Source organism: Streptomyces sp. I05A-00742 (genome assembly GCF_013055795.1).
Taxonomy (GTDB): Bacteria; Actinomycetota; Actinomycetes; order Streptomycetales; family Streptomycetaceae; genus Streptomyces.
Window position 1 is genome coordinate 78,286 of sequence record NZ_JABETO010000022.1, and the last position, 24,341, is coordinate 102,626.

The window sequence follows — 24,341 nt, forward strand, 5'->3', positions numbered from 1 at the left end:
TCAAGACGCGACGAGAGATCGATGGGTTATGCACATAATTCCGACTTCCCCGCACGAGTGGCCAGAAATACCCCAGTGACGGTGGTCACCCGGGCCGCGCGCCTCCGTGATCCGGACGGTTCCGTCAGCCCGTGAGAGATCTGATGAGCGTCATCGCGTGCGTGTTGTAACCGGTGACGATCCGCTGCACCGACCCCGCCTCCTGCCGGGCGAGCGCGTCCACCATCTCGATGTGGCCGCACCACAGCCTCCCGCGCAGATCGCCGACCCGGCGCAGCAGCGGGACCATGAAGACCCAGCACTGCACGCGCACCCGGTCCAGGAAGTCGGAGATGTACGGGTTGCCGACGAGAGCCGCGAATTCGCGCCAGAACCGCAGGTCGTAGCCGATGAGGATGTCGAGGTCGCCGGCGTTGGCCGCGCGGGACGCCTCTTCCGCCCGGCGCCGGACGGAGGCCAGGACGGCCGGGGTGGCGGCGCCCAGGGCCTGGTCGGTGGCGTGCCGGAACATGCCCTCCAGCATCATCGTGCGGGCCTCGACCATGGCCAGGAAGTCCGCGTACGAGAACTCCCGCACCCGGTAGCCCTTGTGCAGCTCGACGTGGAGCAGCCCCTGGGAGCAGAGGTCGAGCAGCGCCTCGCGGACCGGGGTGGCCGAGACGCCGTAGCTCTCGGCTATCTCCTTGACGGTGAACTGCCGTCCCGCCGGGAGCCTGCCCGCGATGACCTCCTCGCGCAGGGCGTCGGCGATCTGGGAGCGCAGCGTCGTGCGCTTGACAGCGTCGCTGCCGGGCATGGTCTCCGTCTCCCCTTCCGTGGCCGCGCGCCAGCGCGCGAACGGCCCTCGCAACAAGATAGGCGAGGGCCGTCGGGGAGCGTACCGGCCCGGGGGCCGGCGGACCGCGGCCGGGCGGGGCGGCCGCGGGTTCAGACGGTGTGGGCGTCGGCCACCGTGAGCGCCTCGTCCAGCAGGGCGAGCCCGGTCTTGGCCTCGGCCTCCGTGATGGTGCACGGGGGGACGACGTGGGTGCGGTTCATGTTCACGAACGGCCACAGGCCCAGGCTGCGGCAGGCCGCGGAGAACGCGACCATCGGGGCGTTGGCCCCGCCCGAGGCGTTGTACGGGACGAGGGGTTCCCGCGTGGCGCGGTCGCGCACCAGCTCCAGCGCCCAGAAGACGCCGGTGCCGCGGACCTCGCCCACCGAGGGGTGGCGCCCGGCGAGCTCCCGCAGCCCGGGGCCGAGCACGTCCTCGCCGATACGGGCCGCGTTCTCCACGATGCCCTCCTCGGCCATCGCGGTGATCGTCGCCACGGCGGCGGCGCAGGCCAGGGGGTGCCCGGAGTACGTCAGACCGCCCGGGTAGGCCCGCTCGTCGAAGGTGGCGGCGATCTCCGCCGAGATCGCCACGCCGCCGAGCGGCACATAGCCGGAGTTGACCCCCTTGGCGAAGGTCAGCAGGTCCGGCGTGACGTCCCAGTGGTCGGCGGCGAACCAGCGTCCGGTGCGGCCGAAGCCGGCCATGACCTCGTCGAGGACGAACACGATGCCGTAACGGTCGCAGATCTCCCGCACCCCGGGCAGATAGCCGGGCGGCGGCAGCATGATCCCCGCCGTGCCGGGGACCGTCTCCAGGACGATCGCGGCGACGGTCTGCGGCCCCTCGAAGACCAGGGTGTCCTCCAGGTGCCGCAGGGCGCGCTCGCACTCCTGCTCCTCGGTCTCCGCGTGGAACGGCGAGCGGTAGAGGAACGGCGCCCAGAAGTGCACCACCCCGGCCGACGCGGTGTCGGAGGCCCAGCGCCGCGGGTCGCCGGTGAGGTTGATCGCGACGGCGGTCGCGCCGTGGTACGAGCGGTAGGCGCTGAGCACCTTGGGGCGGCCGGTGTGCAGCCGGGCCATACGGACGGCGTTCTCGACCGCCTCCGCGCCGCCGTTGGTGAAGAAGATCTTGTCCAGGTCGCCGGGGGTCCGCTCGGCGATCAGCCGGGCCGCCTCCGCGCGCACGTCGACGGCGAAGCCGGGCGCGATCGTGCACAGCCGGCCGGCCTGTTCCTGGATCGCCGCGACGACCTTGGGGTGCTGGTGGCCGATGTTGGTGTTGACCAGCTGGGAGGAGAAGTCGAGATAGCGGTTGCCGTCGTGGTCCCAGAAGTACGAGCCCTCGGCACCCGCGACGGCGAGCGGGTCGATGAGGGCCTGGGCGGACCAGGAGTGGAAGACGTGTGCGCGGTCGGTGGCCTTGACGGCGGCACCACGGGACGGATCGGGCTGCGTGCTCACGGGCGGCGACCTCGGCGGACTCGGCGGTTCTCTGACCTCGGCGGTTCTCTGACGGAGCGCCCCATGCCCTCGCGGGCCTCGGGGCTGTCCTGCGCTGACGCACGCCCAGCGTACGGTCCCCGCCCGGCCGGGGGCACCGGCACAGTGTCCGGAACCCGCCGCCCGCACCGACACAGTGCCGGTCCGGGGCGTCCCCCGACGGCACCGGAACCGTCCCCCGAATCGCCGTCCCGGAAATACCGATTCGCCTCGGTTTCCCATGCTACGTTCTTCGCCAGTTGCAGTGGTGGTACCCATATGACATGTGCGCCTGACGGTCTGTGACCTCGGGCGCACTTCTCTTTCCGGCCCTCCGGACTTCCCCCGGAACCCCCCAGTCCCACGGAATTCCGCACAGTGCGGCAATTCCGCGCACCCCACCTATCGAGGAGTCACCTTGGCTACGGGCACCGTGAAATGGTTCAACTCGGAGAAGGGCTTCGGCTTCATCCAGCAGGACGGCGGCGGCGCCGACGTCTTCGCGCACTACTCCAACATCGCGACCACCGGCTTCCGTGAACTCACGGAGGGCCAGAAGGTCACCTTCGACATCACTCAGGGCCACAAGGGCCCGCAGGCCGAGAACATCTCTCCCGCCTGACCCGGGCCGGCGAGGGCAGCTGAGCACCCCGCCCCCCGAGGGCCGGAACCCCGTACTTTGACGCGCGGGGCTCCGGCCCTCTTGCCGTCCGGCTATCCTCCGGCTCTGGAACATCGGGGGAAAACGGGGGGAAGGAGTGCTGACGGCATGGATGCCCTGTCGTCCGAAGACCCACGCACACTCGGCGCCTACCGGCTGGTCGGCCGGCTCGGCGCGGGCGGCATGGGCCGGGTCTATCTGGCCCGATCGGACCGCGGCCGCACGGTCGCGGTCAAACTGGTGCAGCCGGATCTGGCCGGTCAGGAGGAGTTCCGCCGCCGCTTCCGGCGGGAGGTGCAGGCCGCCCGGCAGGTCGGCGGGGAGTGGACCGCGCCCGTGCTGGACGCGGACACCGAGGCGGAGGTGCCCTGGGTCGCCACCGGTTACATCGCCGGTCCTTCCCTGCGGCAGGTCGTCGGGCAGGACTTCGGCCCGCTGCCCGAGCGCTCGGTCCGGATCCTGGCGGCCGGGCTCGCCCGCGCCCTCCAGGCCGTGCACGCCGCAGGGATCGTCCACCGCGACCTCAAGCCGTCCAACGTCCTGATCACGCTGGACGGGCCGCGTGTCATCGACTTCGGCATCGCCCGGGCCCTGGAGGGGGTCGGCGAGGGCGACGGCCTCACCCGCACCGGCGCGGCCGTCGGCTCCCCCGGCTTCATGTCGCCCGAGCAGGTGCGCGGCCGGGAGGTCACCCCGGCCAGCGACGTCTTCTGCCTGGGCTCGGTGCTGGCCTACGCGGCCACGGGCCGGATGCCGTTCGGGACGAACGACAGTGGCGCCCACGCGCTGATGTTCCGGGTCGCGGAGGAGGATCCGGACCTCACCGGGGTTCCCGGGCCGCTGATCGCGCTGATCACCGACTGCCTCGCCAAGGACCCGGCGGAGCGGCCCACCACCGAGCAGGTGCTGGAGCGGAGCGGGGTGGCGGAGGTCCTGGAGGACCTGGGTGGCGCCGAGCCGTGGCTGCCCGCCGGGCTCGTCGCCCAGCTGGGCCGGCACGCCGTGCAGCTGCTGAACGCCGAGGGGCCCGCCGAGGCGGCCGTCGCGTCCGGGGGCTCCATACCCGGCGCCGAGCCCCCCACCGACGCCGTCCCGGCACTGCCGCCGGCCCCGCCGGCCGACCCGCCGACCATGACGGCCGTCACCACGTCCATCGGGCACACGCCCCCGCCTCCCCCGCCCGGCTACGGCTACCCGCAGCACCCCGGCCCGTACCCCGGCACACCGCCCTACGGCCACCCGCCGCCACCGCAACGCCGGTCGCGCAAGCCCCTCGCCCTCGTCGCCATCGCCGCGGCGGGACTGCTGGCGGGGGCCGGAACCGTGTACATCATCAAGCACCGGGACTCGGACGACACCGGCCGCGGCAGCGCCTCCTCCGCCCGGCCCAGCGCTCCGGCCACTCCCGGCCCCAGCCATGGGACCACTCCGCCGCCGACGCCCACAGCGCCCACGACCGCTCCGACGGCCGGCGGGTTCGACGCGTACCGCGGCGTCTGGGAATCGAGCTTCGGCACCAACAACCGCACCCTTTACGTCTATTCGGGTATCGGCGGCGACCAGGCCGAGATCACGGGCACCGGCACGCTGGACGACGGCACCCGCTACAAGTGCGTCTGGCGGGCCTATGTGGAGAACAGCAGTTCCTCCCCGATGCGCCTCGGCCCGTCCAAGGTCATGCAGGCCGAGCCCACCTCGGCCTGCCAGCCCGGTTCGGCCTCCACGTTGATCCTGCAGGACGACGGCCGGATGCGCCGCGAGTTCGTCGACTCCGGAACGAAGGACGCGGCGCTGACCTACAGCAGGAAGCAGCACTGAACAACGGGAAGCGCCCCGGTGGTCCCATGGACCGCCGGGGTGCTTCCGCGTGCGAGGCGCGCTACGAGAGGAACGAGTTGATCTCGATCGTCTCGGTACGGCCCGGGCCGACGCCGATCGCGGAGATCGGGGCGCCCGACATCTCTTCCAGCGCCTTCACATACGCCTGGGCGTTCTTCGGCAGGTCGGAGAAGGTCTTGGCCTTGCTGATGTCCTCGGACCAGCCCGGCAGCATCTCGTAGACCGGCTTCGCGTGGTGGAAGTCGGTCTGGCTGTAGGGCAGCTCCTCGACGCGCTTGCCGTCGATCTCGTAGGCGACGCAGACCGGGATCTGCTCCCAGCCGGTGAGCACGTCGAGCTTGGTGAGGAAGAAGTCCGTGAGGCCGTTGACGCGGGTCGCGTAGCGGGCGATCACGGCGTCGAACCAGCCGCAGCGCCGGTCGCGGCCGGTGGTGACACCGCGCTCGCCGCCGATGGTGCGGAGCTTCTCGCCGTCCTCGTCGAACAGCTCGGTCGGGAACGGACCGGCGCCCACGCGGGTGGTGTACGCCTTGAGGATGCCGATCACCCGGTTGATCTTCGTGGGGCCGACGCCCGCGCCCGTGCAGGCGCCGCCCGCGGTCGGGTTCGAGGAGGTCACGAAGGGGTACGTGCCGTGGTCGACGTCCAGCAGGGTGCCCTGGCCGCCCTCGAAGAGGACGACCTTGCCCTCGTCGATGGCGTTGTTCAGGACCAGCGTGGTGTCCGCGACGAACGGCTTGATCTGCTCGGCGTAGCCCAGCAGCTCCTCGACGATCTTGTTGGCGTCGATGGCGCGGCGGTTGTAGAGCTTCGCCAGGATCTGGTTCTTGAAGTCGAGGGCCGCCTCGACCTTCTGGATCAGGATCGACTCGTCGTAGAGGTCCTGAACCCGGATGCCCACGCGGTTGATCTTGTCGGCGTAGGTCGGGCCGATGCCGCGGCCGGTGGTGCCGATCTTGCGCTTCCCGAGGAAGCGCTCCGTCACCTTGTCGACGGTCGTGTGGTACGGCGTGATCAGGTGCGCGTTACCGCTGACCAGGAGCTTGGACGTGTCGACGCCGCGCTCGTTCAGTCCGCTCAGCTCGGAGAGCAGGACCGCCGGGTCGACGACGACACCGTTGCCGATGACCGGGGTGCACCCCGGCGAGAGGATCCCGGAAGGGAGGAGGTGGAGCGCGTATTTCTGGTCACCGACGACGACCGTATGGCCGGCGTTGTTGCCACCTTGGTAGCGCACCACATAGTCCACGGAGCCGCCGAGCAGATCGGTGGCCTTTCCCTTGCCCTCATCACCCCACTGAGCACCGAGCAGCACAAGTGCGGGCACAGGCGTACACCCCTTCCGGGCGGGGCATGTCCAACGTGCGCAAGGTGGCGTGAGCCCGGGATTCAGGGCGTTCACCACCGATAGAGCCGTCGAACCGGTGCCCCGGATAGACGAAGCCCCTGGCGCAACAGCGACAGGGGCTCTTGCACCGAGAGGTTACCTGAGGAAGGACGAACGTGTCGGCTGCAGACCCGACAGGACAGCAGCTGCTGATCGTCGTCGACCCGGTCGCGCGGCGCGTGGACGGCGAATCCGTGCGGATCGCCAAGGACGTGCTGACGGCCGGATCGATGGCCAAAATCTGTCTCCCGGACGGCCCCGGAGAGGTCGCGCGGGCGGTGGCCCGGCGCGGCCGGAAGCGAACGGTCGTCGTCGGGGACGACCGGGCCTTACTGCGTGTGGTCGGCCTGCTGCACCGGCAGCGGGAGCTGGCCGAGGCGCCCCTCGCCTGGGTCCCGGTGGGGCCGCTGTCCGCGGTGTCGGTCGCCCGGGTGCTCGGCGTGCCCCTGGGGGCGGTGGCGGCGGCCAGGGCGGTGCTGGACGGTGCCGAGCGGCGGCTCGGCCTGCTGGCCGACGAGAGCGACGGCGTGGTGCTCGGCGGCCTCTGGGCGCCCGCCGGACGGCCCCGTGAGCGGGCCGGGTGCGCGGTGGCCCGGACGGCGTACCGACCGTGGTGGTCGCCCGCCGCCCGGACGGCCCGGACCGCCCTGGCCCTGCTGACCCGGCCCACGGGCCGGCTCCCCGTGACCGGCTCGCGGCTGCGGGTCGAGGCGGACGGGGTGCTGCTCGCCGACGAGGACCGGCCGGTCGACCGCGTCGCCGTCTCGGCGGTGGGCGGCCTCGCGGAGGTCGCCGTCCACCCGCAGGGCGAGGGCCCCCCTCTCCGCTGCCGCGCCCGAACGGTCACGGTCTCGGGCCCGGACTTCCGCTACCGCGCGGACGAGCGGCTGCGGGGGCCGGTGAGGGAACGGACGTGGACGGCGTTGGAGGAGGCGTGGCGGCTGATGTTGCCGGGGTAGGGGTGGGTCTGCCCCGCGCCCCCGAGCGCGCCTGCGACAACCGCGCGGAGCGCGGTTTCAGGGGGTCCGGGGATCTCCCCGGGAAACGGTGAAGGGGCGGGACCGGGGCACCGCCCGCCGCAGGCGCACCCCCTCACCCACCCGGCGTGATCAGCCCGGCTTCATACGCGAACACCGCAGCCTGCGTCCGATCCCGCAGCCCCAGCTTCACCAGAATCCTGCTGACATGCGTCTTCACCGTCGACTCGGCGACAACCAGAAAGGACGCGATCTCCGCGTTCGACCGGCCCTGGGCCACGAGCACCAGCACCTCCGTCTCCCGCTCGGTCAGATCCGCGATCCGCTCCTGCGAGGGCGGGCGCGGCGTGCCGAGCCGGGAGAACTCGTGGATCAGCCGCTTGGTGACCGTGGGGGCGAGCAGGGCCTCGCCGGCCGCGACCACCCGGACGCCGTCCGCCAGCTGCCGCGCCGACGCGTCCTTGAGCAGGAAGCCGCTCGCCCCGGCGCGGAGCGCCTGGTAGACGTACTCGTCCAGGTCGAAGGTGGTCAGGACCAGCACCTTGGCGTCCGCGTCGGCGGCGACGATCTCGCGCGTGGCCTCCAGCCCGTTGAGCTCGGGCATGCGGATGTCCATGAGGACGACGTCGGGGCGGAGCTCGGCGACCTTCGCCAGGGCCTGGCGGCCGTCCACCGCCTCGCCGACGACCTCGATGTCGGGCTGGGCGTTGAGCAGGACGGAGAAGCCCTCGCGGACCATCATCTGGTCGTCGACGATCAGCACTCTGATGGTCACGCGGCGGCCTCCGCCAGGTCGACCGGCAGGAACGCGCTGACCTCGTAGCCGCCGTCCGCGGTGGCCTCCGCCGTCATCCCGCCGCCGAGCATCCCGACGCGCTCGCGCATGCCCAGCACGCCGTGGCCGGCGCCGGGCGAGGGCTTGGCCAGCCGGTCGGGCGGCCCGTTGACGACGCGCAGGCCGAGCCCGCCGAGCACGTAGGAGACCTCGACGCGCGCCTCGGCGCCGGGCGCGTGCCGCAGGACGTTGCTCAGCGCCTCCTGGACGATCCGGTAGGCGGAGAGCTCGACGCCCTGCGGCAGCGGGCGCACGGCGCCCGTCGTGACGTGTTCGACGGAGAGGCCGGCGTGCCGGACGTTGGTGAGCAGCACGTCCAGGGCGGCCAGGGTGGGCTGCGGGGCCTCGGGGTCGTCGAACACGCCGGAGCTGTCGGAGCGGATCACGCCGAGGACGCGGCGGAGCTCGGTGAGGGCGGCGACGGCGTTCTCGCGGATGGTGGCGAACGCGGCGGCCAGCTCGGGCGGGGTGTCCTGGACGCGGTAGGGGGCCGCCTCGGCCTGGATGGCGACGACGGACATGTGGTGCGCGACGACGTCGTGCAGCTCGCGGGCGATGGTGGTGCGCTCCTCCAGGACGGTCCGCCGGGACCGCTCGACCTCGGTGACGGCCGCCTGCGCGGCCACCTGCTCCCGGGAGTCGCGCAGCACCCGCACCGCGAGGACCGCGAAGAGCAGGACGCCGGAGACGACCAGGAACTCGAAGAGCGAGGAACGCGCCAGGATGGGGCGGAACACGGTCAGGAAGACCGCGATGCCCGCCGTCAGCAGCCACATCTCCCCGGCCACCCGGGGCCGGGAACGCATCGCGACGAGCAGCATGACCAGGACGTGGACGCCGAACGGGACCGACATCGCCAGAATGGTCCCCGAGAAGGCCCATAGGAAGATCGCGGCGACCGAGCACCACCACGCGCCGATGGGCCGGACGAGGGTCAGGAGCAGGGGCACCGCGGTGAGCACCGCGACCACCGGACCGCCCTGCACCAGTGCCTCGTACGTCAGGAACAGGGTGAACACCACGACGGCCACGTGCGGCAGCCACCGGACGTACCGGCGGGTCCCGCGCGGTACCGCGGCGAGGAGCCGGCTGTCGTCCGCGAGCGGTGCCAGCGGCCGGAAGGCGAAGGCGTCGGTGAAGAGGTCGCGGTGGATGCCGTCGAAGGCGCTCCTCACCATGAGCAGCTCGCTGCGGAGGGTCGTCCCGGGGGTCTGGTTCACACGTTCCACCGTAAGCACCCGGACGGCGTACGTCGTCCCCGTTCATGGGGATCCGTCGGCGTCCACCTCAAGTACTACGCGGCCGGGGCCGGGCTCCGGGGGGACGGACGACGCCACGAGGTTCAGCAGCGCGGCGCAGGCCGGGGTGCCGGGGGTGACGGGCGCGTAGTGCCCGGTCCCGGGCAGGACGTGCAGGTCGGCGCGGACCAGGAGCCGGGCGGCGGCCGTGTAGCGGTGGGACAGCTCGACCGGCACGTCGGTGTCGGCGGCGCCGTGCAGCACGGTGACCGGCACCCGGGGCAGCAACTGGGCCGGATCGGCCTCGACCGTCTCCCGGCCCCCGAGCAGCGCGTCGACCGCGTCGCCGCCGGTCCCCGTCGCCCGGGCGCGGGCCAGGTCCGCGACGGGGGCGACGGCCACGACCGCGTCCACGGCCACGTCCGGCCGGGCCGCCGCGCACAGCGCGAGCTGGCCGCCGGCCGAGTGGCCGACGAGGACGTGCCGCCGGGCCGGGCCGCTCGCGGCGACGGCGGACAGCACGTCCTCGAAGGTGGCGGGCCAGCCGCCCCCGCCGCCGACCCGCCGGTACTCCGCGAGCGCGGTGTCGAAACCGTGCGCGGCCAGGGCGGACGCCAGCGGGGCGAGATGCCGCCGGTCGTACGCCAGGCGCCAGAAGCCGCCGTGGAGCAGGGTGACGAGGACGCCGTTCGGAAGGGCGGTGGGCAGGTAGTGGTCGATGATCTGGTCCGGGTGCGGGCCGTAGGCGGTCGTGGCGTCGGGCGGGACGTACGGGAGGCCGAAGAGCTCGGATTCCTCGTCCGCGGCGGTCACAGCACCTCCGCCAGCGTCCGCGCCGCCCGCTCGGCGTCGGCGAAGGTGTTGTAGAGCGGCGCGAAGCCGAAGCGGAGCACGTCGGGGCGGCGGAAGTCGCCGACGACGCCCCGGCGCACCAGCGCGGCCGTCACCGCCTCCGCGTCCGACGGGCAGCGCAGCGACACCTGGCTGCCGCGCGCGGGGTGGTCGGCGGGGGTGACGGACTCCACCCGGCCCTCCGGGACCAGCGCGGCCACGCAGCGCAGGAAGAAGTCGGTGAGGGCGAGGCTCTTGGCCCGGACGGCGGCGAGGCCGACGTCGTCCCACACGTCCAGCGCGGCGTCCAGCGCCAGCAGGGAGAGGATCTCCGGGGTCCCGGTCCGGCCGCGGGCCGGGCCGTCCGCGGGGGTGAAGGCGGGGGACATGCCGAAGGGGTCGGCGTGCGAGTTCCAGCCGGGCAGCGGGGAGTCGAAGCGGGGCTGGAGGCCGCGGCGGATGTACAGGTAGGCCGGTGAACCGGGGCCGCCGTTCAGGTACTTGTAGGTGCAGCCGACCGCGAGGTCCACGCCGTGCTCGTCCAGCCCGACGGGCAGGGCCCCGGCGCTGTGGCACAGGTCCCAGACCACGGGCGCCCCGGCGGCGTGCACGGCGGCGGTGGTGCCGGGCAGGTCGTGGAGCCGGCCGGTGCGGTAGTCGACGTGGTTGACGACCGCGGCGGCGGTCCGCGGTCCCGCGGCGGCGCCGATGTCCCCGGCGGGGACGGCCCGGATCCGGCAGCCGGTCAGCCGGGCCGCGGACGCGGCGACGTAGCCGTCCGTCGGGAACGTCGCCGCGTCGACGAGGATCTCGTCGCGGGGGCCGCCCCCCGCGAGACGGACGGCGGCCACCACCGCCTTGAAGACGTTGACGCTGGTCGAGTCGCCCACGACGACCTGGCCGGGCGCGGCCCCGACCAGCCGCCCGATCCGGTCACCGACCCGCTCGGGCGCGGCCCACCAGCCGGACTCCTCCCAGGAGCGGATGCGCAGTTCGCCCCACTCGCGGGCGACGACGTCGGCGAGGCGCGGCGCGACGGCGCGGGGCAGGGCGCCGAGCGAGTTGCCGTCGAGGTAGGCGACGCCGTCGTCGAGGGCGAACGCGGCGCGCTTCGCCCTCAGTTCGTCGGCGGCGTCCAGGCGGGCGGCCTCCGCCACGAGGCCGGAGGGGGCGGTCGCGTCGACGTCAGACACGGCCGCGCGCCGTCCACACCTCGGGGAACACCGTCTTGCGGGCCCGCTTCTCCAGCCAGGCGACGCCCGCCGACCCGCCCGTGCCCGGTTTGGCGCCCATCGCCCGCCGGGTGGCCACCAGATGGTCGTTGCGCCAGCGCCACACCCGCTCGGCGACCTCGGTCAGGCTCTCGCCCAGCCGGCACTCGTCGGCACTCTGGTCACCGGCGTAGATCCGTTGCCACACGTCCTCGACGCCCGGGTCCGGCTCGTAGCGCGCCGACACGTCGCGGGTGAGCACCGAATCCGGGACGGCGTGGCCGCGGCGGGCGAGCCAGTGCAACACCTCGTCGTAGAGGGTGGGTTCGTGCAGCGCCTTCTCCAGCCGGGCGTACGTCCGCGGCACGTTGCGGTAGGGGACCAGCAGGGCGGTGGACTTCTCGCCGAGCAGGAACTCCACCCGGCGGTACATGGCCGACTGGAAACCGGACGCCTCGCCGAGCGCCTTCCGGTAGCGGTTGAACTGGGCGGGCGTCAGCCGGGCGATGGGCTCCCACGACGCGTTGAGCGACGCCAGTTCGTGCGTGGACCGTTCGAGGGCGGCCAGCGCCGTGGGCAGGTCGTCCCGGCGCAGCGCGCGGGCGGCGGCCTCCCACTCGTGGACGAGGAGGGTGAACCACAGCTCCATCACCTGGGTGGTGATGAGGAACGCGGGCTCACCGGGGTCGTCGGTCAGGGGTCGTTGGAGGCTGGAGAGGACTTCGGCCCGGACGTAGTCCTCGTAGGGCGTGGTGGCCTCGAACTCCAGCTGGGGGGACATGGGCGGTTGCGACGGTTGCGACATCGTGGCTCCTCGGCACCGACTGCTGCTCCCGGGTAGCGGTCCGCCCCTCTCCTTCGGCATCGGAGCCCCGGTCCCCTGCGCGCATCCTCCGTCCCGGACGGCGCTCCCGCAAGGGGAGTGCCGGCCGGAACTCCCGCCCGTGCGGCGGGTTCCGGCCGGCGTGCCGCGGCTCAGCCCAGGGTGTTGGCGGCCGTCGGCGAGCTGTCGCGCAGGAAGGCCGAGCAGCGCTCGTACTCCTCCTGCTCACCGATCGACTGCGCGGCCCGCGCGAGGGCGTGCAGCGCCCGGAGGAACCCGCGGTTGGGCTCGTGCTCGAACGGCACCGGGCCGTGGCCCTTCCAGCCGCTGCGGCGCAGCGCGTCGAGGCCGCGGTGGTAGCCGGTGCGGGCGTAGGCGTAGGACTCGACGACCCGGCCGGCCTCGAAGGCCTCGTCGGCGAGCTGCGCCCAGGCGAGCGAGGAGGCCGGGTACTTGGCGGCGACCTCGGCGGGCGCCGCGCCGGAGGCGAGCAGTTCGCGCGGCTCGGGGTCGTCGGGCAGGTGGGTCGGGGGCGGTCCCCCGAGCAGGTTCTCGTGAATGGCCATGAGCTCCAGTCTGCACTGTCACCGCGCCGGCGCCAGAAGCGGAGGGACGGCCCCGGACACTCAGCCCTCTCCGGGGTCCAGGGGCGGTGAGGTCACTCCGCAGTGGTACGCGCACTCCGGGTGGCAGGCCCCGCGCCGGGGCTCCCGGATCGTCGTCCACGCCAGTACGGCGCCGGCCACCAGCGCCGCGGCGCACCACACCATGGCCCGCCGGAAGGCGCTCCCGAACGCGTCGGGGTCGCGGTACGCCTCGGGGCCCATCCCGGCGAGCAGCGGCAGGGCGGCCACCGCGACCAGGCCCGCCGCCCGGGCCGCCGCGTTGTTGATGCCGCTGGCCAGGCCCGCGCGGCCGACGTCCACCGAGGCGAGCACGGTCGCGGTGAGCGGGGCGACCAGCGCGACCATGCCCAGGCCGAGGACGAGCAGGGCGGGCAGCACGTCCCGCCAGTACACCGCGCCCGCTCCGGCGCGCGTCATCAGGAGCATGCCCGCCGCGCACAGCAGCGGTCCCACGGTCAGCGGCAGCCGGGGGCCGATCGTCTGCCCGAGCCGGCCGGCGCGGGAGGACAGCAGCAGCATCAGGACGGTGGTGGGCAGCAGTGCCGTGCCCGCCACCAGCGCGGACCAGCCGGCGACGATCTGGAACTGGAGGACGGAGAGGAAGAAGAAGCCGCCGAACGCCGCGTACACGCAGACCGTGACCGCGTTGACCGCGGAGAACGTCCTGATGGAGAAGATGCCGGGCGGCAGCATCGGGTCGGCGATCCGCCCCTCGACGCGCACGAAGAGGACGCCGAGCAGCACTCCGGCCACCGCGGGGACGATGACCTGCGGGGACACTCCCCGGTCGGGGGCGGCGATGAGGGCGTAGGTCACCAGGCCGAGGGCCAGGGCGCCGAGGGCGGCGCCGGCCGCGTCGAAACGGCCGTGGGCGGCGGGGTCCCTGGTCTCCGGGACGTGCCGCAGGGCCACGGGGACGCACACCGCGGCGACCGGCAGGTTGATCAGGAAGACCCAGCGCCAGCCCGGCCCGTCCACCAGCCAGCCGCCGACGAACGGGCCGACCGCGGACGCCACCCCGCCCAGTCCGGACCAGGCGCCGACCGCGGCCGCCCGGTCGTCGGGGCGGAAGACGGACTGGAGCATGGCGAGGGACCCGGGGGTGAGCAGGGCCCCGCCGACGCCCTGGAGGGCGCGGGCGGCGACCAGCACCCCGGCGTCGGGGGCGAGGCCGCACAGCAGGGAGGCGAGCGCGAACCACACCACTCCGACGACGAACACCCGCCGCCGCCCGAACCGGTCGCCGAGCGAGCCGCCGAGCAGGATCAGCCCGGCGAGGGTGAGCATGTAGGCGTTCACGGTCCACTGGAGGACGGGGAGGTCGGCCCCGAGGTCGGCGCCGATGTGCGGCAGGGCGACGTTGACGACGGTGCTGTCCAGCATGGCCATGCCCGAGCCGAGGACGGCCGTGAGCAGCACGAAGCGTCCCGTGGCTGTGCCCATCCGGATGCCGGGACCCTCCGCGGGCCGGACGCCGGGGGCCGTCGCCTCGCGCTCCCGTTCGGAATCGCTCATGGTCCGATCGTCCCCCGGCGGTGGGTGGGCGGCCATGCGAAGGGGCCCGGCACATGGCCGGGCCCCTCGACGCTCGCGCGGTGACTACTTGAGCTTGGTGCCCGTGGCCCGCAGGTCGGCGCAGGCCTTGGTGACGCGCTCGGCCATGCTCGCCTCGGCCAGCTTGCCCCAGGTGCGCGGGTCGTAGGTCTTCTTGTTGCCGACCTCGCCGTCGACCTTGAGGACGCCGTCGTAGTTCTTGAACATGTGCGCCGCCACCGGGCGGGTGAAGGCGTACTGGGTGTCGGTGTCCAGGTTCATCTTCACGACGCCGTTCTCCAGCGCGGTGCGGATCTCCTCCTCGGTGGAGCCGGAGCCGCCGTGGAAGACGAAGTCGAACGGGTCCTGCTTGCCGTGCTTGGCGGCGATGCCGTCCTGGAGGTCGCGGAGCAGCTCGGGGCGGAGCACGACGTTGCCCGGCTTGTAGACGCCGTGGACGTTGCCGAAGGAGGCGGCCAGCAGGTAGCGGCCCTTCTCGCCCAGGCCCAGGGCCTCGGCGGTCTTCTCGACGTCGGCGACGGTGGTGTACAGCGAGTCGTTGATCTCGTGGGTGACGCCGTCCTCCTCGCCACCGGTCGGGGTGATCTCGACCTCAAGGATGATCTTCGCCTTGACGGCCTCGGCGAGCAGTTCCTTGGCGATGGCCAGGTTCTCATCGAGCTTCTCGGCGGAGCCGTCCCACATGTGGGACTGGAACAGCGGGTTCTGCCCGGCGGCCACGCGCTCCTGGGAGACCTTCAGCAGCGGACGGACGTAGCCGTCCAGCTTGTCCTTGGGGCAGTGGTCGGTGTGCAGCGCAATGTTGACCGGGTACTTCTTGGCCACGACGTGCGCGAACTCGGCCAGCGCGACGGCGCCGGAGACCATGTCCTTGCTGTACTGGCCGCCCAGGAACTCCGCGCCGCCGGTGGAGATCTGGATGATGCCGTCGCTCTCCGCCTCGGCGAAGCCGCGCAGCGCGGCGTGCAGAGTCTGCGTCGAGGTCACATTGATGGCCGGGTAGGCGAACTTGCCTGCCTTCGCCCGGTCGAGCATCTCGTTGTAGACCTCGGGGGTTGCGATGGGCATCTGTCCGCTCCTCGTGATGTGCGCGGGTGGGCTGCTGGGTGCCCTGACCTAGGGGGCGACGTTCATCGTCGTCCCCATCTTCCCAGACTCCCCGAATTGCTCCACATGGTGCATCCCCGCGGTAACGGCGACGGGCGCGTGGTTTCACGTGAAACCACGCGCCCGTCGTCGACGCCCTGGGAAAAACCGCAGGTCAGGCCAGGTCGAGGTCCCCGAGCCGGTAACCGGTGACATAGCGCAGACCGGCGTCCGCGATGGCCTGGGCGGCCCCGCGGTCGACGATCGTCGCCACGGCGACGACCTCGGCACCGGCCTCGCGCGCCGCCTCCACGGCGGTCAGCGGCGAACCGCCGGTGGTGGAGGTGTCCTCGACGATCAGCACCCGGCGGCCCGTGATGTCGGGGCCCTCGATCCGGCGCTGCATACCGTGCGTCTTCTGCGCCTTGCGGACGACGAAGGCGTCCAGCGTGCGGCCGCGGGCGGCGGCGGCGTGCAGCATCGAGGTGGCGACCGGGTCGGCGCCCAGGGTCAGCCCGCCCACGGCGTCGTACTCCAGGTCGGCGGTGGCGTCGAGCATCACCTGGCCGACCAGCGGCGCCGCCTGGGCGTCCAGGGTGATCCGGCGCAGGTCGATGTAGTAGTCGGCCTCCTTGCCGGAGGAGAGGGTCACCTTGCCGTGGACCACGGCCTTGTCCTTGATCTGCTGAAGCAGGGCGTCACGCGCGTTCATGGGGTCGAGCCTATGCCAGGACCCGCCAGGTCCAGGTGGTGGAGATTTCCAGGGGGTCGATGGGGGTGACCAGGCGCGGCAGGGTGTTCAGCCCGTTGGGCGGACCGGACTGCGGCTCGACGCAGACGGCCTCGTCCTGCTCGTCGTAGACGACGACCCACTCGGCCCGGCTGGTGACGGTCAGCTCCAGGGCGCCCGGCCAGGTGAGCGTCACGCGCACCCCGTCCGGCATCCCGAAGCAGTCGTCCCAGGGGCCGGGCTTCGGGTCGATGCGGCGCCCGGTGGGGAGGTGGTCCTCGCCGCGCTCCTCCTGCCAGGCGGCAGCGAAACCGAGCTCGACATCACCGCCGGTGCCGAGGTTGCGCAGGAACCAGGGGTGCCAGCCGGCCTGGGCCGGGAACGAGTCCGTGGCCGCCTCGACGCCCATGGTCAGGGTCAGGGAATCCTCGGCCAGCTCCGCCAACTGGGTGACGCGGCCGGGGTACGGCCAGGGGTCGGCGAGGTCGTAGGTGAACGCGGCGAAGGCGTCCTCGGCGCGGGAGACGCGCCAGGCCGTGTCCCGTCCGGTGCCGTGGATGGCGTGCGGAGGGTGGTTGACGGGCATCTGGTGCGTCTCGGCGCCGTTGCGGAAGCGGCCGTTCTCGATGCGGCCGCACCAGGGGACCATGGGGAAGGCCCCGTACTTCGGGCCCTGCCGGAGGAGTTCGGTCCCGCCCACGCGGAGGCTGGAGAGGCGGCAGCCGTGCTCCGCGTCCACGGTCGCTTCGGCGTTGCCTGCGGTCAGTTTCGTCTGAGCGTTGGTCACGTCATCGACGATAGGCGCGCGTCGGCGGCGACACGCGCCGAGCACCACCGTCAGCGCCGGCGGCGCAGCACCCGTCCCACGACCACCGCCGAGGCGAGGGCCACGGCCGCCGCGGGGGCCGCCCAGCGCAGGGCCGCCCGGCCGGTCGTGGTCTCGGGCGCGGGGACCGGCGCGTACCGGCCGCGCGGCGGGGCGTGGTCGACCTCCTCCGCGCTGCGGCCGATCATCGTCCGGCGCGCGTGGGCCGCCTCGGCCGGCGGCTCGTCGTCCACCACGACCTCGTCGGCGGCGACGAAGGCCTCGTCGTCCTCCAGGGGCGGCAGTTCCTCCCGCAGCGCCGCGTCCCGCACCTCCTGCGCCAGCTCCTCGGAGAGCGCCGTGGTGAAGCGGTCCAGCAGCCGGCGGGCCGTTCCCTCCACCGTCCGGTCGTCGAACTCGGCCAGCCGGCCGGCGCGGGCGACGGTGCCGGAGCAGGCCACCCGGGTGCCGCCGGGCGCCTCTTCGGGCAGGGCGCTCAGGGTGAGCGACACGGTGGCGGAGCCGCGCGCCTCCGTGCCCTCGGCCGACAGCTCGTACGCGCCGTCGTGCTCGGTCAGCCGGAGCGTCCCCCGGTAGGTGATCGTCGAACCGCCGATGCGCAGCCGCAGCCGGCCGGCCACCGTGATGCCGGTGCCCGTACCCGCCGCCGCATCGCCCGCATCACCCGTCCCACCCGCATCCTGCTGCAGACCCGGGACGCACCGGGCCACGCGGGCGGGGTCGGACAGGGCCCGCCGGACGTCGCCGACGGGAAACGGAACGAAAACCTCGTGCTCCATGGCAAGCGAGCCTACCCACCGGGTTCCTCACCAGGCACTCCCCGGTCGAATCCGATCGAACTTTCCGGTGGAAGGCGGCCATTCGTCGACCGGGAGCCGACCGGACCGGCCCCGAGCGGGCCGGTCCGGCACCGGACGGGATCAGTCCGCGACCGTGAAGCGCTTGCCGACGTGGCGCGGCTTCTCGATCTCGTCGACGAGGGCGACCGCGTAGTCCTCCGCGGAGATGCGGCTCTTGCCGTTCTCGTCGACGACCAGGTCGTCGAGGCCCGTGCGGTAGGTGCCGGTGCGCTCGCCGGGCTCGATCAGACCGGCCGGGCTGAGGTTGGTCCAGCGCACGTCGGAGACCGTGCGGTAGTAGTCGAGCGCGTCGCCGTGGGCGTGCATGATCTGGAGCAGGAACTCCGGCAGCCCCTCCGTGTCCCAGACCTGCTTGCCGTCGGGGGTGCGCAGCGAGCCGGCGCCGCCGACCGCGATCAGCCGCGGGGCCGCGCCGCCGAGCGAACGCAGGCCCTCGACCAGGGACTTGGCGGCGGGGGTGATGGTGGCGACATGGCCGGGGCCGTCGCCGCCGCCGACCGCGCTGACGACGACGTCCTGGCCCTGGGCCGCGGCGGCGACGGACTGCGGATCGAGCACGTCGCCGGTGGTGACCGTGAGGTTGTCGTGCTGCTCGGTGAGCTTGGCGGGGTCACGGACGACGGCCGTCACCCGGTGTCCGCGGTTCAGCGCCTCGCGCAGGACGCGGCTGCCGATCGTGCCGTTGGCGCCGAAGAGGGCGATCTTCGCCATGGGAATCTCCTGAAGAAGAAGTGGGGTGGGGAAGGGGAAAGAGGGGTGCTACGCGCCGGTTCCATGCTCGTCGAGAGCACGGGTCAGCGCCTGCGCGGAGGTCGCGGGGCCGCCGAGCCGCCGCACCCCGCCGTCGGCCGTGTGCAGCAGCAGGGTGGGGAAGCTGTCCACACCGAGCCGCCGGACCTCGCGGAAGCCGGCCAGGGCCTCCTGCCGGGTGCCGGGCAGGGCGTACGCGGCGACGGCGTCGTCCCCGTCCAGGCCGGCGCCCTCGGCGACGGCCTTCAGGGTGGCCGGGTCGGACAGGCTCCGCCCGTCCCGGTACCAGGCGCGCTGGAGCGCCCCGGCGAGTTCGAGCGTCCTGCCGCCGGGGCCGCCGGGGGCGTCCCCGGGCACCTGCCGGGCCAGGGCGACCAGCGCGGTCGCGGCGTCGGCGGAGTCGAGGACGGTCGTGCCCTCCGCCACCGCGCGGGAGTACGCCTCGCCGAAGACCGCACCCGTGAGCTCGGCGATCCGGGCGTCCGACTGCGGGATGTACGAGGCGTAGGCGCCCACCGGCTGGGCGCGGGCCCCGGTGAACAGACCGCCGCTCACCACCCGCAGGTCGAGCCGGTCGGCGTTCACGGCCGCGAACTCGCGGACGGTGGGGCCGAAGCCGTAGCACCAGCCGCAGTAGGCGTCGAATGCGTAGGTGACCGTCAGCCGCCGCTGCCGTGCCATGGCGTTCACCTCGTTCTCCTTCAGTCGTTGCTTGTGAAATCACTGTGGTGATTGACTACAACGCTAAGTCGGTACGAAGCGTCCATCCAGGTACGATCGGGTCTCCTCATGGTGAAAAAAGGACACGCCGGCATGGCCGACGCCTCCGAGATCGTCGAGCTCACCTACCGGCCCCCGCCCGGCACCCCCCAGGGCATCGAGGTGATGACCGTCGCCGAGCTGCGCGCCCGGGCGCCCGAGGGGCTGCTGTCCCGGCCGCAGCGGCTCGACTTCCACCAGCTCGTCGTCGTGGACGCGGGCGCCACCTCCCACACGGTGGACTTCACGGGCTACTGGCTGACCGAGGGCTCGGTGCTCTGGGTGCGCCCCGGCCAGGTGCAGAGCTTCGGGGACGCCGACCGGATCGAGGGCACGGTGATCCTCGTCCAGCCGGGCTTCCTGCCGCCCGGCTCCGCCGTCGCGGCGCTGGCCGACGACCCGTTCCACCCGGTGCTGTGGCAGCCGGTGGGCACCGACCGCGAGGCGGTGACCTGCGCGGTCCACCATCTCGCGGCCGACTTCCGCACCGGCGCGGGCCTGCCCGCCGACGTCCACGCCGAGGTGCTGCGGCACCTGCTCTCCGTGCTGGTGCTCCGGCTGGGCCACCTCACGGCGCCGGTGGGCAGCCGCGTCCCGGCGCCCGGGGACGCGTTCGTCCGCTTCCGCGCGGCGGTGGAACGGGACTTCGCGACCACCCACCGGGTCGCCGACTACGCCCGCGCCCTCGGCTACGCGCCGCGCACGCTCTCCCGGGCGACCCTGGCCGCGGCCGGGGTCGGGGCGAAGGAGTTCATCGACCGGCGGGTGGTGCTGGAGGCCAAGCGGCTGCTGGCCCATAGCGATCTGGCGGTGGTCCGGGTCGGGGAGCGCCTGGGCTTCGAGGACGCGGCGAACTTCTCGAAGTTCTTCCAGCAGCGGACCGGGGTGGCGCCGGGCGCGTTCCGCGAGACGGTGCGCCGCCCCGGGGTGTAGGGCCGGCGGCGGCTCACTCCCCGTAGCGGGGGTGCATCAGCGTGGACGGCGGCTCCCCGGCCCCGTCCGGCCGGGCGACGCCCCGCGCCCCGGCGCCGGACACCTCCGGCAGCCCGGCGCCGTCCGGGTCCCGGGCGGCCAGCACGAACCCCCACTCCTCCCCCGCGGCCCCGGCCCGGTACGGCTCGGTCGTCAGCCCCACCGACCGCAGGGTCGCGTCCACCGTCCAGAAGTCGTGCGGGCTCCCGGATGCGCTCCCAGCGTGCACGGCCGCGCGCCCGCCCTCCGCGAGCCACCGCGCCGTCAGCCCGTAGAACTCCTGCGAGTACAGCTTGGCGCCGCCCGGTCCCTCCGGCCCGGGCAGGTCGCCGATCACCACGTCGTAGGGCTCCTGGCCGGCGGAGATCCGCCGCAGCCAGGCGAAGGGGTCGGAGTGGACGACGGTGACCCGGGCGTCCTCGTAGGAGTCCCGGTTGAGCCGGCGCAGGCCGGGGTGGCTGCGGGCGAGGCGCACCACCGCCGTGTCGGGATCGACGACCGTCACTCCGGTCACGTCCGGGTGGCGCAGCACCTCGCGCAGGGCCATGCCGTCGCCGCCGCCGAGCACCAGGACGCGCCGGTGCGGGCCCGCCATCGCGGGGCGGACCAGCGCCTCGTGGTAGCGGGAGGACTCGCCGACGGCCCGCAGCCGCCCGTTCAGGAAGAGTGAGAGCGGCCGGCCGGCCGTACCGCCGCCGGTCAGGACGAGTTCCTGGAGCTCGGTGCGGACGGCGACCCGGATGTCCGCGCCGTAGACGGCGTGCCGGGCGGCCCGCTCGAACGGTCCTGTGAGCACCGAGCAGAGCGCGAGCAGGGCCAGGACCAGCACATTGGCGGCGGTCACCACCCGGCGGGCGCGGGTGCTCAGATCGCCGCGGAAGACCCAGAGCACCAGCGCCCCGCCGGCCACGGCGTTGATCGCGCCGGTGACCAGCGCGCCCGTCAGCTGGCCGAGCATCGGCAGCAGCAGGAACGGGAAGGCCAGCCCGCCGACCAGGGCGCCCACGTAGTCGGCGGCGAAGAGGTCGGCCACCGCGCCGCCGGCGTCCTGCCGCCGGACGCGCTGGATGAGGGTCATCAGCAGGGGCACTTCCGCCCCGATGAGCACCCCGATGACCAGCGAGAACACCACGAGCGCGGGCCATGCCCTGCCGTACCAGGCGAAGCAGGCGTAGAGCGCCATCGCCGACTGGCCGCCCACCAGGGCGAGCACCGCCTCCACGGCCGCGAACCCGAGCGCCGCCCGCCGCCGGAGGCGTTTGGCGAGCAGTGAGCCGACGCCCATGGCGAAGACCATCACCGACAGCACGACGGACGCCTGGGTGACGGAGTCACCGATGAGGTACGAGGCCAGGGCGACCAGTTCCAGCTCGTACACCAGGCCACAGGCGGCGCAGACGAAGACCGTGATCAGCACGAGGAGGCGGCCGAGCCCGGCCGGTACGGGCAGACGTGCGGGTACCGGTCGGTAGATCATGCCGGAACGCTACGTCACGATCCGGCCACATCATGTCACCCACACGAGTTCAATGCTCGTGATGCGCGAGCGAGTTGAGGGACGAACCGTTCGCCAGGGGGCTCGCGCCAGGGCGGTGGGCGGCGCCCCGCGCGCCCACGGGTGCGCAGTCGGCGCGCACACCCACCCGGGTGCGGGTGACCACCAGCCGGCCCTCCTGCGGGTACGCGTGCCAGGTGCGCCAGCTGACCTGGCCGTCCCGTCGCTGGGCGAGCAGGGCGGTGAAGGCGTGCGGGTCGCCCGGAAACGTTCCGGCGAGGCCCTGGGGATGCTCGGCGACCAGCGCCAGCAGCTCCTGCGCCCGCCCGGCGAACGAACATCGGGACAGGGTTTCGACGCGCGCCGCGAATTCGTACTCCCAGGAGCCGACGCGCTTGGCGACGCCCAGGGGAAGCGGGGTGCTGCTGCCGGGTATGCAGGCGACAGTCTCCGAGCAGGCCCCGCTGTCCTCCTCCAGAAGGACCTGGTGGGAGGCGCCGAGCAGCCGCAACTGCACGGACGCGCGATCGAGTTGGAGATCCAGTACGGCCAGCGCCGGCAGCGGCTCCCGGCCCAGGCACCAGGCGAGGTCGGCCGCACGGGTGTCGGTGTAGCTGGTCTTGAGGATGGTGAGCATGGGTCGGCTCCGCGAGCGAACAGTGGGGGGATGGCCGGCCCACCCGAGGAGGACCAGGTCTTCGAGTGCGCCGGCTCATGCCCACTTTGGAGGCTCCCGGATCCGGCGGAGGCGATTCCGAGGAATCCCAGGAGTTTTCTCTGAACGTGGCTCTGATCGAGAGGAAATCATGAAGCCAACGGCGCCCACAGCATTTTTACCCATCATCGTCGATTTTCCATCCACGCGTGGGCCGGACAGCTCACATGTTCAACGAAACAACGCCCGGCAGCAGTTGTTGCCACCGGGCGCATATGCGGCCAAGCATGGGCCACTTGCAAATCCGCAGATCAAACCGCCTTTACCCGTGACCCCCCGCTGCCTGCCCCGGGCCCGGCCGGCCCTGCTCCAGCCTCTCCACCGCCTCGCGAACCGACTCCTCGCGCTTGCAGAACGAGAATCGCACCAGATGGGACGGGGCGCCCGGGCGCACAAAGAAGGCGGATGTCGGAATGGCCACAACCCCGGCGCGCAAAGGGAGTTCACGGCAGAATCGCACGCCGTCCCCGTGCCCCCACGCGCGGATGTCCGCCTGGAGGAAATACCCGGCGTCCGCCCGGTACGGGCGCAACCCGGCGCGCGCCAGTCCTTCGCTCAACAGATCGCGGTGGCGCCCCAGCATCCGCCGCAGCTCCGCCGCCCACTCCTCCACGCCCCCCAGCGCCCGGGCCAGCGCGTCCTGGAAGGGCGCACCCGAGGTGTAGGTGAGGAACTGCTTCACGCCGGCCACCGCCGCCACCAGGTGCGCCGGGCCGCAGACCCAGCCGACCTTCCAGCCGGTCACCCCGAACGTCTTGCCGGCCGACGAGATGGTGAGCGTCCGCTCCCGCATGCCCGGCAGCGCGGCGATCGTCCGGTGCGCGACGCCCTCGTCGAGGACCAGGTGCTCGTACACCTCGTCCGTCACCACCGTCAGCCCGTGCTCCACGCACACCTCGGCGACGGCCGCCAGCTCCCCTGCCGTGAACACCTTGCCCGTCGGATTGTGCGGGTCGTTCAGCAGCAGCACCCGCGTACGCGGGGTGACGGCCGCCCGCAGCGCGTCGGCGTCCAGCACGAAGGCGTCCCCCTCCGTGACCAGCGGCACCGGGACGAGCTTCGCACCCGCGAAGTGGGCCCCCGCCGCGTAGGCGTCGTAGCAGGGGTCGAAGACCACCACCTCGTCCCCCGGGTCGCACAGCCCCAGCAGCGCCCCCGCGAGCGCCTCGGTGGCCCCGGTGGTCACCAGGACCTCGTCCCGCGGGTCGTACTCCAGCCCGTACCGCCGCAGCTGGTGCGCCGCCACCGCCTCCCGCAGCGCGGGCGTGCCATGGGCCGGCGGGTACTGGTTGACCCCCGCCAGCACCGCCGCCGCGGCGTCCTCCAGCAGCTCCCGCGGACTGGCCAGCTCCGGCACGCCCTGCCCGAGGTTCACCGCCCCGGTGCTCCGCGCCAGCTCGGTCATCTCCGTGAACACCGACGTGCCCAGCCCCGCGACCCGTGCCGCCGGCCCCCACGCGGCGTTGCTCTCCGTCGTCATGCGCCCCTCCCGGTCGTATCCCGGTCGTACCCTCCGGATGTCCGTGACCCGGCCCACCCTAGGGGCGCGCGAACACCCGTGCCCCGACGGCGTTCCCTCCCGGAGGGCACGGCACGCACCGCGACGCGCCGCCCGGGGTGCGCCGAGTGGGTGGAAGCGGCGGCCCGTACGGGCGTGACGCGGCGCGCGCGCGAAGCCCCGGCCGCATGGTCGATGTGCCGCACGTTCCGCACCGGCGCCGTCCCCGGCGCCCCGACCGGTCCCGCCGCCCGAGCCCGCCCCGCGGGGCCCGGCGGCACCGTGCCCGGCCGGTCCGGGGGGTGCCCCGAGGAGGTCCCGTGTCCGCCGACACCGCCGTGCCCGTCCGCACCCCGGAGCCGCGCCG

At 73.3% G+C, this 24,341-nt stretch carries 23 protein-coding genes; 4 read left to right on the forward strand and 19 right to left on the reverse strand.

Annotation, left to right across the window (positions count from 1 at the left end):
* Nucleotides 1-124 precede the first annotated feature (124 nt).
* Together HN013_RS20890 and HN013_RS20895 are read right to left on the reverse strand one after the other, a co-directional pair.
* A complete protein-coding gene (locus tag HN013_RS20890) occupies nt 125-796 on the reverse strand; it encodes a GntR family transcriptional regulator (protein ID WP_171168418.1) in 672 nt (223 codons plus the stop codon).
* Nucleotides 797-927: 131 nt separating this feature from the next.
* Entirely contained in the window at nt 928-2,283 is a 1,356-nt protein-coding gene (locus tag HN013_RS20895; protein WP_171168420.1) for an aspartate aminotransferase family protein, read from the reverse strand.
* Nucleotides 2,284-2,719: 436 nt separating this feature from the next.
* Between HN013_RS20895 and HN013_RS20900 the strand changes: the two genes are divergently transcribed.
* Entirely contained in the window at nt 2,720-2,923 is a 204-nt protein-coding gene (locus tag HN013_RS20900; RefSeq protein ID WP_171168422.1) for a cold-shock protein, read from the forward strand.
* Nucleotides 2,924-3,070: 147 nt separating this feature from the next.
* Nucleotides 3,071-4,780 carry a serine/threonine-protein kinase gene (locus HN013_RS20905; protein WP_171168424.1) on the forward strand — a complete coding sequence of 570 codons (1,710 nt, stop codon included), beginning with the start codon at nt 3,071-3,073 and terminating at the stop codon, nt 4,778-4,780.
* Between the two features lie 61 nt (nt 4,781-4,841).
* Here HN013_RS20905 and HN013_RS20910 read toward each other — a convergent pair whose 3' ends face one another.
* Complete coding sequence (locus HN013_RS20910; RefSeq protein WP_171168426.1) at nt 4,842-6,128, reverse strand: adenylosuccinate synthase; 1,287 nt, start codon at nt 6,126-6,128, stop codon at nt 4,842-4,844.
* A gap of 176 nt (nt 6,129-6,304) precedes the next feature.
* On the opposite strand from HN013_RS20910, the gene HN013_RS20915 reads away from it, so the two are divergent.
* Nucleotides 6,305-7,147: a diacylglycerol kinase gene (locus HN013_RS20915; protein WP_171168428.1), complete on the forward strand. Its 843-nt coding sequence runs from the start codon at nt 6,305-6,307 to the stop codon at nt 7,145-7,147.
* Between the two features lie 133 nt (nt 7,148-7,280).
* Here HN013_RS20915 and HN013_RS20920 read toward each other — a convergent pair whose 3' ends face one another.
* The 13 genes from HN013_RS20920 to HN013_RS20980 form a co-directional block, all read right to left on the reverse strand.
* Nucleotides 7,281-7,940 (reverse strand): response regulator transcription factor, encoded by a 660-nt coding sequence (locus tag HN013_RS20920; protein WP_171168430.1) that lies wholly within the window; start codon nt 7,938-7,940, stop codon nt 7,281-7,283.
* Nucleotides 7,937-9,178: a sensor histidine kinase gene (locus tag HN013_RS20925; RefSeq protein ID WP_171168467.1), complete on the reverse strand. Its 1,242-nt coding sequence runs from the start codon at nt 9,176-9,178 to the stop codon at nt 7,937-7,939. The genes HN013_RS20920 and HN013_RS20925 overlap by 4 nt, the downstream gene beginning before the upstream one ends.
* A gap of 84 nt (nt 9,179-9,262) precedes the next feature.
* A complete protein-coding gene (locus tag HN013_RS20930; protein ID WP_171168432.1) occupies nt 9,263-10,051 on the reverse strand; it encodes an alpha/beta hydrolase in 789 nt (262 codons plus the stop codon).
* Entirely contained in the window at nt 10,048-11,262 is a 1,215-nt protein-coding gene (gene kynU, locus HN013_RS20935; protein WP_171168434.1) for a kynureninase, read from the reverse strand. The genes HN013_RS20930 and kynU overlap by 4 nt, the downstream gene beginning before the upstream one ends.
* The gene (locus HN013_RS20940) at nt 11,255-12,085 is read right to left on the reverse strand and encodes a tryptophan 2,3-dioxygenase (RefSeq protein WP_171168436.1); all 831 of its coding nucleotides are present in this window, start codon (nt 12,083-12,085) and stop codon (nt 11,255-11,257) included. The genes kynU and HN013_RS20940 overlap by 8 nt, the downstream gene beginning before the upstream one ends.
* A 170-nt stretch (nt 12,086-12,255) precedes the next feature.
* A complete protein-coding gene (locus tag HN013_RS20945) occupies nt 12,256-12,669 on the reverse strand; it encodes a DUF3151 domain-containing protein (RefSeq protein ID WP_171168438.1) in 414 nt (137 codons plus the stop codon).
* 60 nt (nt 12,670-12,729) lie between these two features.
* A complete protein-coding gene (locus HN013_RS20950) occupies nt 12,730-14,244 on the reverse strand; it encodes an MFS transporter (protein WP_249375190.1) in 1,515 nt (504 codons plus the stop codon).
* Nucleotides 14,245-14,328: 84 nt separating this feature from the next.
* Nucleotides 14,329-15,351: a class II fructose-bisphosphate aldolase gene (fbaA, locus tag HN013_RS20955; protein WP_171168439.1), complete on the reverse strand. Its 1,023-nt coding sequence runs from the start codon at nt 15,349-15,351 to the stop codon at nt 14,329-14,331.
* Nucleotides 15,352-15,544: 193 nt separating this feature from the next.
* A complete protein-coding gene (gene pyrE, locus HN013_RS20960; protein WP_171168441.1) occupies nt 15,545-16,081 on the reverse strand; it encodes an orotate phosphoribosyltransferase in 537 nt (178 codons plus the stop codon).
* 10 nt (nt 16,082-16,091) lie between these two features.
* Nucleotides 16,092-16,886, reverse strand: a complete 795-nt coding sequence (locus tag HN013_RS20965) for an aldose 1-epimerase (protein ID WP_171168443.1) — start codon at nt 16,884-16,886, stop codon at nt 16,092-16,094.
* 50 nt (nt 16,887-16,936) lie between these two features.
* Complete coding sequence (locus HN013_RS20970; RefSeq protein ID WP_171168445.1) at nt 16,937-17,704, reverse strand: CoxG family protein; 768 nt, start codon at nt 17,702-17,704, stop codon at nt 16,937-16,939.
* 141 nt (nt 17,705-17,845) lie between these two features.
* Nucleotides 17,846-18,496, reverse strand: a complete 651-nt coding sequence (locus HN013_RS20975) for an NAD(P)-dependent oxidoreductase (RefSeq protein ID WP_171168447.1) — start codon at nt 18,494-18,496, stop codon at nt 17,846-17,848.
* A gap of 48 nt (nt 18,497-18,544) precedes the next feature.
* Nucleotides 18,545-19,216: a DsbA family protein gene (locus HN013_RS20980; RefSeq protein WP_171168471.1), complete on the reverse strand. Its 672-nt coding sequence runs from the start codon at nt 19,214-19,216 to the stop codon at nt 18,545-18,547.
* Between the two features lie 132 nt (nt 19,217-19,348).
* Between HN013_RS20980 and HN013_RS20985 the strand changes: the two genes are divergently transcribed.
* Entirely contained in the window at nt 19,349-20,227 is an 879-nt protein-coding gene (locus tag HN013_RS20985) for an AraC family transcriptional regulator (RefSeq protein ID WP_249375191.1), read from the forward strand.
* Between the two features lie 13 nt (nt 20,228-20,240).
* Here the strand turns inward: HN013_RS20985 and HN013_RS20990 are convergent, their stop codons facing one another.
* The 3 genes from HN013_RS20990 to HN013_RS21000 form a co-directional block, all read right to left on the reverse strand.
* Entirely contained in the window at nt 20,241-21,743 is a 1,503-nt protein-coding gene (locus tag HN013_RS20990; protein ID WP_171168450.1) for a polyamine aminopropyltransferase, read from the reverse strand.
* 49 nt (nt 21,744-21,792) lie between these two features.
* Entirely contained in the window at nt 21,793-22,398 is a 606-nt protein-coding gene (locus HN013_RS20995) for a DUF2617 family protein (RefSeq protein WP_171168452.1), read from the reverse strand.
* Between the two features lie 340 nt (nt 22,399-22,738).
* On the reverse strand, nt 22,739-23,956 hold the full coding sequence (locus tag HN013_RS21000; RefSeq protein ID WP_212764609.1) for an aminotransferase class I/II-fold pyridoxal phosphate-dependent enzyme: 1,218 nt from the start codon (nt 23,954-23,956) through the stop codon (nt 22,739-22,741).
* Nucleotides 23,957-24,341: the final 385 nt, after the last annotated feature.